This window comes from Streptomyces sp. AMJ-169 (assembly GCF_055597585.1).
Map to the genome: position 1 here is coordinate 375,513 of NZ_JBVLTJ010000004.1, position 10,486 is coordinate 385,998.

General features: G+C 72.4%; 10 protein-coding genes. 2 read left to right on the forward strand and 8 right to left on the reverse strand.

Annotated elements, in window-relative coordinates; genetic code table 11:
* Positions 1-60: 60 nt before the first annotated feature.
* The 3 genes from ACYUD3_RS12360 to ACYUD3_RS12370 are packed head-to-tail and all read right to left on the reverse strand — an operon-like array spanning position 61 to position 2,765.
* Positions 61-1,080, reverse strand: a complete 1,020-nt coding sequence (locus ACYUD3_RS12360; protein WP_470968019.1) for a zinc-dependent alcohol dehydrogenase — start codon at positions 1,078-1,080, stop codon at positions 61-63.
* A complete protein-coding gene (locus ACYUD3_RS12365; protein ID WP_470968021.1) occupies positions 1,077-1,949 on the reverse strand; it encodes a fumarylacetoacetate hydrolase family protein in 873 nt (290 codons plus the stop codon). The genes ACYUD3_RS12360 and ACYUD3_RS12365 overlap by 4 nt, the downstream gene beginning before the upstream one ends.
* A gap of 15 nt (positions 1,950-1,964) precedes the next feature.
* Positions 1,965-2,765 carry an IclR family transcriptional regulator gene (locus ACYUD3_RS12370; RefSeq protein WP_470968023.1) on the reverse strand — a complete coding sequence of 267 codons (801 nt, stop codon included), beginning with the start codon at positions 2,763-2,765 and terminating at the stop codon, positions 1,965-1,967.
* A 48-nt stretch (positions 2,766-2,813) separates the two neighbouring features.
* On the opposite strand from ACYUD3_RS12370, the gene ACYUD3_RS12375 reads away from it, so the two are divergent.
* Both ACYUD3_RS12375 and ACYUD3_RS12380 read left to right on the forward strand, forming a co-directional pair.
* The gene (locus tag ACYUD3_RS12375; protein ID WP_470968026.1) at positions 2,814-4,520 is read left to right on the forward strand and encodes an IlvD/Edd family dehydratase; all 1,707 of its coding nucleotides are present in this window, start codon (positions 2,814-2,816) and stop codon (positions 4,518-4,520) included.
* On the forward strand, positions 4,507-5,220 hold the full coding sequence (locus tag ACYUD3_RS12380) for an SDR family NAD(P)-dependent oxidoreductase (protein ID WP_470968028.1): 714 nt from the start codon (positions 4,507-4,509) through the stop codon (positions 5,218-5,220). The genes ACYUD3_RS12375 and ACYUD3_RS12380 overlap by 14 nt, the downstream gene beginning before the upstream one ends.
* Before the next feature lie 24 nt (positions 5,221-5,244).
* Here the strand turns inward: ACYUD3_RS12380 and ACYUD3_RS12385 are convergent, their stop codons facing one another.
* The 5 genes from ACYUD3_RS12385 to ACYUD3_RS12405 form a co-directional block, all read right to left on the reverse strand.
* Positions 5,245-6,084 (reverse strand): DUF3592 domain-containing protein, encoded by an 840-nt coding sequence (locus ACYUD3_RS12385; protein ID WP_470968031.1) that lies wholly within the window; start codon positions 6,082-6,084, stop codon positions 5,245-5,247.
* Complete coding sequence (locus tag ACYUD3_RS12390) at positions 6,081-7,151, reverse strand: hypothetical protein (RefSeq protein ID WP_470968033.1); 1,071 nt, start codon at positions 7,149-7,151, stop codon at positions 6,081-6,083. The genes ACYUD3_RS12385 and ACYUD3_RS12390 overlap by 4 nt, the downstream gene beginning before the upstream one ends.
* A 75-nt stretch (positions 7,152-7,226) precedes the next feature.
* Complete coding sequence (locus tag ACYUD3_RS12395) at positions 7,227-8,747, reverse strand: MFS transporter (protein ID WP_470968036.1); 1,521 nt, start codon at positions 8,745-8,747, stop codon at positions 7,227-7,229.
* Positions 8,748-9,001: 254 nt separating this feature from the next.
* A complete protein-coding gene (locus tag ACYUD3_RS12400) occupies positions 9,002-9,775 on the reverse strand; it encodes a thioesterase II family protein (protein WP_470968039.1) in 774 nt (257 codons plus the stop codon).
* 23 nt (positions 9,776-9,798) lie between these two features.
* Complete coding sequence (locus tag ACYUD3_RS12405; protein ID WP_470968041.1) at positions 9,799-10,407, reverse strand: helix-turn-helix transcriptional regulator; 609 nt, start codon at positions 10,405-10,407, stop codon at positions 9,799-9,801.
* Positions 10,408-10,486: the final 79 nt, after the last annotated feature.

The window sequence follows — 10,486 nt, forward strand, 5'->3', positions numbered from 1 at the left end:
GCCGCCCCCCGGACAACCCCTATTCCCCGGGGCGGCGGGGCAGGGGTCCCCCGGGGTGTGTCAGTCGCGCAGCGGGTCGACGAGCGTCTTGGGCCCGCCGCCGGTCCGCTCACCGGCGAGCACCGGACCCACCCCGCTGAGCCCGACCGTCGCCCCGATCAGCGGACGCGGGTCCACCGCGCCGCAGGCGTACGCCTCGATGGTCGCGGCGAGCCCCGGGGACGCGGAGAGGATGCCGATCGCGGTGACGTCCTTCAGGACGAGCGCGCGGGTGTCGACCCGGCTCGGCTCACCGGCGAGACCGATGTAGACGAGCCGCCCGCACGGCTCCACCCACTCCAGCGCCCGCGCGGGCAGTCCGGCGGCGTTGGTGGCGTCCACGACCGCGTCGTAAGGGAGTTCGGGGAGCCCGTCGTCCGACCACACGTCGGGGAAGCCGAGTTGGCCTGCGAACGTCAGCGATTCCTTTGTCGCGCCCAGGAGATGGACCTCCGCGCCCGCCGCGCGCAGGAACAGCGCCGTGAGGAGGCCGATCGTGCCGGGGCCGCAGACCAGGACCCGGTCCCCGGGGCCCGCCCCGGTCGCGCGGGCGGCGCGCAGGGCGTTGCCGCCGGGCTCGACCAGGGCGCCCAGCTCGGCGTCGACCGACTCCGGAAGGGCGTGCAACGAGCTTGCGGGCACCGCCAGTTGCTCGGCGAGCGCGCCGTGCCGGCCGCCCCGGATGCCCACCTCCTGCCGCCCGGCGCACGTGTGCTGACCGCCCCTGCCGCAGCGGCGGCAGCTCCCGCAGCCCAGCATGGTGTCGCCCATGACCCGCCGCCCGAGCCACGCCGGATCGGCCCCGGCGCCGACCGCCGAGACCCGCCCCGCCCACTCGTGCCCGAGGCGCAGCGGATACGCGGCGTGGCCGTCGTGGAGGTAGGCCATCTCGCCGGAGAAGAACTCGGCGTCGGTGCCGCACACCCCGGCCCGCTCGACGTCGACGACCACCTCACCAGGGGCCGCGGCCGGCGCCGGCACGTCCTGGACGGCGTACCGGCCGGGCGCGGTGAGGACGAACGCGCGGATCGTAGGGGTCACCGGGGTCCGACGACGTGCTGGCGCTGGGCGCCGAGGCCGCGGATGCCGAGTTCCATGACGTCGCCGGGCTTGAGGTAGACGGGCGGGGTGAGGCCCATGCCGACGCCGGGCGGGGTGCCGGTGTTGATGAGGTCGCCGGGCTCCAGGACGAGGAACTGACTCAGGTAGTGCACGATGAAGTACGGGTCGAAGATCATCGTCTTGGTGCTGCCGGTCTGCCGCCGCACCCCATTGACGTCGAGCCACATGTCGAGCGCGAGGACGTCGTCGATCTCGTCGGCGGTGGCGAGCCAGGGCCCGGCCGGGTTGAAGGTCTCGGCGGACTTGCCCTTGGCCCACTGCCCGCCGCGCTCCAGCTGGAAGCCGCGCTCGCTGACGTCGTTGACGACGACGTACCCGGCGATGGCGTCCCGCGCCTCCTCGGGCGAGCCGAGATAGCTCGTCCGCCTGCCGATGACGATCCCCAGCTCGACCTCCCAGTCGGCCTTCTCGGAGCCGCGCGGGATACGGACGTCGTCGTGCGGGCCGACGAGGGTGTTCGGGGACTTGGTGAAGAGGATCGGCTCGTCGGGCACCGCCATGCCTGACTCGGCCGCGTGGTCGCGGTAGTTGAGGCCGATGCACAGGATCTGGTGCGGACGGGCGATGGGCGCGCCGATCCGCTCCCCCGCGAACCGGGACACCTGCCCGGCGGCGATCCGCTCCGCGACCAGCGGGCGGATCCGGTCGAGCCCGCCGGAACCGAAGAACGCCTCGTCGAAGTCGAAGTCGAAGCCTGTGCCGAGGTCGGACAGGTCGACGTAGGTCTCGTCGTCGACGCGGACGACGGGCTTCTCGGCGCCGGGCGCGCCGATACGCATCAAGTGCACGGTTTCTCCTGGGGGTTAGCGGTGCGGTTCGCCCAACGGGCCGAGCAGCGTACGGAATTCGGTCACCGCGCCGGTCAACTCCCCCAGCGGGGTGCGGTAGGTGAGCGCGCTGACGCTCACCGCCCCGGACGGTAGGGCCGGCGAGGTCGCGTACACGGGCAGGGCCAGGCAGTTGACGCCGGCCTCGTTCTCCTGGTCGTCGAGGGCGTACCCGCGCTCCCGCGTCAGCGCCAGCTCCCGGTGCAACTCCTCGGCCGTGCACCGGGTGTGGGAGGTACGCCGCTCCAGCGGGCGGTCCCCGATCCAGTCCCGCACCTCGGCGGGCGTGCTCAACTCGGCGGCCAGCAGCACCTTTCCGACGCCGGTCGCGTGGGCGGGGTTGCGGCCGCCGATGGTGGAGGTGAGCCGGACGGCGCCGGAGGGCGGGTCGACCTTGGCGCGGTAGACGACCTCGCGGCCGTCGAGCACGGCGTAGTGCGCGGTCTCGCCGAAGCGCGCGGCCAACGTCTCCAACAGGGGCCGGACGCGGACGTGTTCGGGGCGGGCCTCGTGGTGTGCGAAGGCCATGCGCAGGAACTCGTCGCCGAGCAGATAGCGGCCCCGCGCGTCCTGCGCGGCGAGCCCGGCGCGGCGCAGCGCGGTCAGCGCCCGGTGCACGGTCGGCTTCGGACTCCCGATCTCCCGGGTCAGCTCATCGAGCCCCGCCCCGTCGGGGTGCCGGGCGAGCTGCTTGAGCACCGCGAGCACCCGGTCGGCGCCCACGAGCCGGTCGGCTCCGGGGGCTGTCGGTGCGGCGTAGGGCTGCGTATGCTCCATGGCGTTCCAAAGATTAGACCTGCGTGTCGATTATTGGAAGGCGCTCCTATGGCGAAGCTCCGCAGCGCTCAGTGGTACGGCGGCCAGGACCGCAACTCCTACATCCACCGGGCGTGGATGCGCCGGGGCGCCCCCGACGACGCGTTCACCGGCCGCCCGCAGATCGCCATCGCCAACACCGCCTCCGAACTGACGCCCTGCAACGCCCACTTGGACGAGATCGCGGCGTCGGTGCGCAATGGTGTGTACGAGGCGGGCGGGGTGCCGCTGAACCTGCCGGTGGTGTCGCTGGGCGAGACCAATGTGCGGCCCACGGCGATGCTGTGGCGCAACATGGCCGCCATGGCGACGGAGGAGATGCTGCGCGCCAACCCGGTCGACGGCGTCGTCCTCCTCGGCGGCTGCGACAAGACGATCCCGTCCCTGCTGATGGCCGCCGCCTCCGTCGACCTCCCCGCGGTCGTCGTCCCCGGCGGCCCGATGCTCACCGGCACTTTCCGCGGCAAGCCGCTCGGCTGCGGCACCGACGTCTGGCGCCTCTCGGAGGAGGTCCGCGCCGGCACCCTCACCCAACTCGACTTCACCCGCTCGGAGTCGGCGATGATCCGCAGCCGGGGGCACTGCAACACGATGGGTACGGCGTCCACGATGGCGCTGGTCGCGGAAGCGCTCGGGACGGTCGTCCCCGGGGTCGCGGGGACGCCCGCGCCGGACAGCCGGCTGCTCCAAGCCGCCCATGGGACGGGGAAGTTGGCGGTCGAGATGGTCGCGGCGGACCGGCGGCCGGGGGCGTTCCTGACGAAGGCGAACTTCCACAACGCGATCGTCGCGCTGGCCGCGGTCGGCGGTTCGACCAATGCCGTGGTCCATCTCCTCGCGATCGCCGGGCGGCTGGGGATCGGGCTGACACTGGACGACTTCGACCGGATCGGGTCGCGGGTGCCGGTGCTGGTGGACCTCCAGCCGGCCGGGCGGTTCCTGATGGAGGACTTCCACCGGGCGGGGGGTCTGCTCGCCGTACTGCGGGAGGTGCGGGACCTGCTGGACCCGGAGGCGCTGACGGTGACCGGCGAGCCGCTGGTCAACTACCTTGCGGACGCCGGGATCTGGGACGCCGAGGTGATCCGCAGCCGCGCCCAGCCGCTCGTCGCCGAGGGCGGGATCGCCGTGCTGCGCGGCAATCTCGCCCCGGACGGCGCCCTGTTGAAACCGGCGGCGGCCTCGCCCCATCTGCTGCGGCACCGGGGGCGGGCGCTGGTGTTCGACTCCGTCGAGGACTTCCACGCCCGCGTGGACGACCCGGACCTCGACGTCGACGCCGACTCGGTCCTCGTCCTGCGCGGCTGCGGGCCCAAGGGCTATCCGGGCATGCCCGAGGTCTCCAACATGCCGCTGCCGAAGAAGCTGCTGGAGCAGGGGGTGCGCGACATGGTCCGCGTCTGCGACGGCCGCATGAGCGGGACGGCGTACGGCACGGTCGTCCTCCACGTCGCCCCGGAGGCGGCTGCGGGCGGTCCGCTCGCGCTCGTGCGCACCGGCGACGTCATCGAACTGGACGTGCCGGCCCGCCGGATCGACGTGGCTGTCCCGCCGGACGAACTGGCCCGCAGAAAACCCTCCGAGACGGGCTTCGCGGCGCCCCGGCGGGGCTGGGAGCGGCTCTACGTGGACCACGTCCTCCAGGCCGACACGGGCGCCGACCTGGACTTCCTTCTCGGGTCGAGCGGGAGTGAGGTGTCCCGTGAGTCGCACTGAGCGGGAGGAGAAGCCCGGCGCTCGCACTGAACGCGCGGCTCTCGTCACCGGCGGCGGGCGCGGCCTCGGCCTCGCGGTGGCCGAACGGCTCCGCGCCGAGGGCCTGAAGGTGACCACCCTCGACCTCGCCGACGCGGACCTCTCCATCGACGTCACCGACGAGTCGGCGCTCGCTCAACTCGCCGCCGGCATGGGCCCGGTGGACGTCCTCGTCAACTCCGCCGGCATCGTCGGCCCCGCCGCCCCGCTCACCGAGACGCGCAACGCCGACTGGCGCCGGGTCCTGGAGGTCAACGTCCTCGGCACCGTCAACACCATGCGGGCCTTCGTCCCCGGTATGCGTGAGCGCGGCTGGGGCCGGGTCGTCAACTTCGCGAGCATGGCGGGCAAGGACGGCAACCCCCTCCAGTCCGTCTACTCCGCGTCGAAGGCGGCGGTCATCGCGCTGACGAAGTCGGCGGGCAAGGAGCTGGCGACGACCGGCGTCCTGGTCAACGTCATCGCCCCGGCCGTCATCGCGACCCCCATGAACGCCGACACCGCCCCCGAGGTCCTGGACCACCTCACCGGCCTCATCCCGATGCACCGCCTGGGCCGCGCGGAGGAGGTCGCCGAACTGGTCGCGTTCCTGGCGTCGGAGCGGGTGAGCTTCTCGACGGGGGCGGTGTACGACATCAGCGGGGGCAGGGCGACTTACTGAACCAGCCCTCATAGAGACACCCCCTCACGCCAGCACCGCCCCCACCACAGCCGCCCCCGCCAACACCACCAGCACCCCCACATGCACCGCGATGTCCACCCCCCACGCCCGATGCTCCGCCGCCCGGTCGAACGTGAACACGGCCGGATTCTCCCCCGCGTAATGCACCACGACCTCCTCCCCGTACTTCCCGGACTCGCAGAACGCGGTCACCTCCCCCACCCCGGCCCCGAACACCACCACCGGAGTGACCGTCGTGGAGGTACCCCCCTCAGAATCGGTGCTGACATCCTTCAGCACCGCGACGATCCGCCCCCGCGCGCTCTCCATCCCGGCGATCCGCGCCCGCCGCTCCCGCACGTTCCGCACATTCCCGGGCAGCTGCCACCCGGCCCACACCGCCAGTGGCCCGCACCCGCAGACCAGCGCCCACGGCCACCCCCGCTCGGCCGCGACGCCGGTCACCGCCCCCACGAAAACAAGAAAAACGGCGAAGTGCGGCAGCCCGAGCCCCCGCCCGCCCTCCTCCAGATAGCTCGTGAAGCGGTACTCGTGCGCCCTCCCCCGCGGATACCGCACCCCGATCTCCCGCCCCACCCAGGCGACTTGGACCGCCTCCCCGCGCTCCCCGTCATTGGTGACGACGACCCGCTCCCCGCCCGCCGGGTCGGGGTAGGAGACGACCACGGAGATCCCGCCCTGCTTGGACCCCCCGTGCCGGGGCCGGTCCACCCGCTCGATCCGCCCCGTGACCCGCACGGTCCGCTGCGCCCGCGTCACCCCGGCCAGCACCCGCGCGTACCCCACGACGGCCACGACCGCCCACCCGGCGCACCACAGCACGGCGTACCCGTACAGGCTCATCCCGCCGCCCCCCGGCGGACGACCTTGCCGGTCCCGTCCGCCTCGACCGAACCGCCCGCGCCGGTGATCCGCAGCGAGACGGAACCGGTCAGCCCGTCGGCGGTGAGCTGCCAGGCGGTGCCGCCGCCGGCCTGCGCGACGAGGGCGGGGACGCGGTCGTAGGGAAGGGTGGTCGGGTCGAAGCCCGGGGTGCGGGCGCCGTCGGGGGCGAAGACGACCGACAGGGTGCGGTCGGTCACGACGAGGGTGAGGGCCTGGCGGGTGCCGTCGGTCTTGGCGAGCGATTCGACGGACCTGCGCAACTCGCCCTTGTCCAGCATCGATTGACCGGGTCCGAGGGTGACCGTACCGGAGGCGGAGGTCACCGTGGAGGTCTCCGACGACGAGGAGGAAGACGAGGAGGAGGAAGAGGAAGAGGACGGCGGCGAAGGGGAGTCGTCGAAGATCTCGGCGCGGTGGAGGAAGACCACGGCGGCGGCGCCGAGCAGCAGTCCCACGAGGACGAGGAAACCGCCCGCGCAGCTCGTCGGCAGCTCGTACCGCAGCACCGGACCCGGCGCGGAGTCGAGCCGCGCCCCGCCCGCCCGCTCGGCCCACTCGGGCGTCGGCCGCTTCACGATCCGCGTCTTCCAGGGCCGGTCCGGCGGATACCGCACCACCACGACGTCGCGCGGCCGGTAGTCGGGAAGGTCGACGAGGTTGATGTCCTGCCGCATCTCGACGCGGAACGCGGCCCCGTCGTCCGGTACGACGCTCAGCACGAACCGCACGGGTATGTCGCTGCTCTCCCCGCCGACGGCCTCCCGCTCCTCGATCATCGCGAGCGCGGTGCGGGGCACGACGGCCGCCTCGCGCCGGCGCCTCGGTGCCCCGGCGATGATGCACGCCACCCCGTAGACCACGGGCAGGGTCAGGCTCGTGACGGCCAGCGGGACGTCCTCGAGACCGGCGGCCGCGACGAAGGCCGCGATCGAGAAGCCGATGACGGCGCCGGTCAGGAACCTTCCGGCGAGGGCGAGGACGCCGAGGGGCTGCGGCCTGGGCGGCACGCCCGTGGTGATCGTCATACCGGGGATTGTGCCCGTCGCGGACGGCGGCGGACAGACCCCCGGATGACCTTCCTTACTCCGTTATATGAGCCCTCACATGTGGACGGTCGGGGCGGCGTCGGAGGAGATCTCCGGGACACCGCGACGGTAGAGGAACAGGGTGAGCAGCGCACCGGCGGCGAAGAATCCGGCGGACCACCAGTAGGCGGTGGAGTACGACTCCAGCGCGGCCTGGGCCTGGACGACCTTGCTGGTCGCGTCCTTTCCGGCAAGGTAGCTGGTCGCGGCGGAGGCGGCGAGGGTGTTCAGCAGGGCCGTGCCGATGGAACCGCCGATCTGCTGCATGGTGTTGACGGACGCCGAGGCGACTCCGGCGTCGTCGGCCTTGACGCCGGCGGTCGCGAGGCTCATCGCGGGGGCCATGACGAGGCCGATGCCGAGGCCGGTGACGAGCAGGGCGGGCAGGACGTCGGCGGCGTAGGTGCTGGAGAGGTCGAGCCGGGTCAGCCAGACCAGGCCCGCGGCGCCCATGGCCGAGCCGAGGGGGACGACGGTGCGGGGGCCGATGCGCGGGACGAGGAGGCTGGTGGCGAGGGTCGCGGCGAGCATCAGGGCGCCGACCATCGGCAGGAACGCGAGGCCGGTGCGGATCGCGGTGAAACCGAGGTTGAGCTGGAGGTAGTAGGTGAGGAAGAGGAAGACGCCGAACATGCCGGCGCTGGAGATCAGCATGACCGCGAAGGAGGCGCCCCGGTTGCGGTCGAGCAGGACGCGCAGCGGCAGCAGCGGGTGCGCGGCCTTGGTCTGCCACCAGGCGAACGCGGCGACGAGGACCGTGCCGGCGGTCAGGAAGCCCCAGGAGCGCGGGGAGCTCCAGTCGTGCGACTCGGCCATCGAGAAGCCGTAGACGACCGCGAAGAGTCCGGCGGTGACGAGGACCGTGCCGGGGATGTCGAGCTTGGCGCCGGGTTCGCGCTCGGTGCGCTTGAGCAGCAGCCAGCCGCCGGTCAGCGGGACGATCGCGAGGACCAGGTTGACGTACAGGGTCCAGCGCCAGTCCAGGTACTCGGTGAGGACGCCGCCGAGCAGCAGGCCGACGGCGGCGCCGGAGCCGGCGATCGCGCCGAAGATGCCGAAGGCGCGGGCCCGTTCGCGGGCGTCGGTGAAGGTGGTCGTGAGCAGCGAGAGGGCGGCCGGGGCGAGGAGGGCGCCGAAGACGCCCTGGAGGGCGCGGCCCGCGACCAGCATCTCGAAGTTGGCGGAGGCGCCGGCGATGGCGGAGGCGACCGCGAAGCCGCCGACGCCGACGAGGAAGGCGATCTTGCGGCCGAAGAGGTCGGCTATCCGGCCGCCCAGCAGCAGGAGGCTGCCGAAGGCGAGCGAGTAGCCGGTGACGATCCAGGTCCGGTTGCCGTCGGAGAAGCCGAGGTCGGCCTGGGCGGACGGCAGGGCGATGTTCACGATCGTCGCGTCCAGCGTGACCATCAGCTGCGCGATGCCGATCAGCGCGAGGATCCACCAGCGGTGCCGTGCGCCGGACTCCTCGGCGGGAGCGCCGGCCTTCTTCCTGAGTGACGCCGGCTCCGACTCCGGCGAGGTGGCTGTCTGAGCCATGGAGGTACTCCAGTTCCGAGAGTCCGGGAACGAAACGGTTTCGTACCCGGACACTAAAGTACCCCGCTAACGAAACGCAAAAGTTTCGCTAGTCGGGCGGTGAGACGAACGCCACACACGGCAGGGGCCCGGGAACGAATCCGTTCCCGGGCCCCTGCCTTTTCCCGACGCGGGTCTCATGGGCGGGCGCGCCCGCACGGAGGGGAACGTACCCCGTCCACGCCGGAGCGCGGAGCACCCCGCGCCGTGTCGCGTCAGGTCACCGGCGTGTGCGCCCGGATGAGCTGGTGGAGCTGGGTGGCCGGCTCCGGGTGTTCGAAGAGGTAGAAGTGACCGCCCCTGAACGCCGTGTACCTCGGAGGCAGGACGCACGCCTCGTCCCAGGTCCGCAAGTCCGCCTCCGGCAGGGTCTGGTCGCCGCCGCCGTACCAGATCTCGTACGGGACCCGGGGCGGCTGCGACGGCGACGGGCTGTAGGTGTCGGCCAGGTGCAGATCGCGGCCGAGCTGGGTGACGGCCGTCTCGACGAAGTCGGGGTCCTCCAGCATCTCCGACGGTACGCCCCCGAACAGCGCGAGGTCGCCGAGGACGGACTTCCGGGTCCGGGTGGTGAAGGGGGCCGGCGGCATGGTCGCGGCGCGGGCCGCCGAGAGGGGGCCCCGGGAGGCGGAGGCGATGACCGCGCGGACGTGGGCGCGGGCCGCCTCGGCGGGCAGCATGGTGACGAGGTGGTGCGCGAAGAGCGCGCCGAGGCTGTGTCCCACGACCACGCAGGTCCGGTCGACCAGCGGCAGGAAGTCGAGGAAGAAGCGGTCGGCGGCGGCGGTGAACGAGGCGTTCGAGGCGTACTCGACGGCGTCCCCGGTGTCACCGTCACGCCCTTCGAGCTCGAAGAGGTACGAGTCGCAGGCGCCCGCCATCTTCATGGCGAGGGGAAAGAAGGACGCGGCGGACCCGCCGGCGTGATGGAACGCGATGAAACGCACCGGCGCGTCCCCCGTGCCCACCAGGTGATAACTAAAGGCCATCGGAATTTCCTCGTTTCCGGCGTTTACCGACGTGTCTCCTGCCGGCAGCTCTGCACCTGGGGCGGCCAGGTGTTCGGCGCCAGAATCTGGAGGACGTAGGCGCGGGCGATGAGCGCCGAGCGGTTGGGCGCCCCGAGTTTCCGCATCAGCGCCCGGATGTGATAGGTGATACCGGTTCTGCTCATATGCATGAGGTTTTCCAGCTCGACCGTGGTGCAGCCGGCCGAAATTCCCTCGAGGACCTGTGCCTCGGTCCTGGTCAGCGGGTCGGTGCGGTATCCGTGGTCGATGAGGGTGCTGCGGTCGTCCGGGAACCACAGGATGACGAACCGGGAGCGGCGCCCGGCGGGGCGGCGCAGCAGGGCGAGCACCCCGGAGGAGGCGGAGCCGTCCTCGCGGCTGGCGTCCGCCATGGTGACGTAGGTCCGCCGGTCCCCCGCGGCCATGCCGAGCAGGATGGACTCCACGGGCCGGCGGTCGATGGGCTGGAAGAGCGCCATCGGGCGGCGGCCGAGCACTTCCGACCGGTGCCGGCCCAGGGAGTTCAGCAGCTCCGAGTTGACCGCCGTGACCAGGCGGTCGGAGTCGAGCAGGGCGACCCCCGCGCCCAGTCCTTCGAAAGGGGGCTGCATCAGTGATTCCGGGGCATCCGGTATGCCTACGCTCACGAGATATGCCGTTTCATGATGGGAGGGCCAGGCTTTCGGCGCG

Coding starts and splice junctions, on each gene's coding strand:
- ACYUD3_RS12370 (WP_470968023.1), bottom strand. CDS start 2,765: ATGGAGCATACGCAGCCCTACGCCGCACCGACAGCCCCCGGAGCCGAC.
- ACYUD3_RS12405 (WP_470968041.1), bottom strand. CDS start 10,407: ATGCAGCCCCCTTTCGAAGGACTGGGCGCGGGGGTCGCCCTGCTCGAC.
- ACYUD3_RS12395 (WP_470968036.1), bottom strand. CDS start 8,747: ATGGCTCAGACAGCCACCTCGCCGGAGTCGGAGCCGGCGTCACTCAGG.
- ACYUD3_RS12375 (WP_470968026.1), top strand. CDS start 2,814: ATGGCGAAGCTCCGCAGCGCTCAGTGGTACGGCGGCCAGGACCGCAAC.
- ACYUD3_RS12385 (WP_470968031.1), bottom strand. CDS start 6,084: ATGAGCCTGTACGGGTACGCCGTGCTGTGGTGCGCCGGGTGGGCGGTC.
- ACYUD3_RS12390 (WP_470968033.1), bottom strand. CDS start 7,151: ATGACGATCACCACGGGCGTGCCGCCCAGGCCGCAGCCCCTCGGCGTC.
- ACYUD3_RS12400 (WP_470968039.1), bottom strand. CDS start 9,775: ATGGCCTTTAGTTATCACCTGGTGGGCACGGGGGACGCGCCGGTGCGT.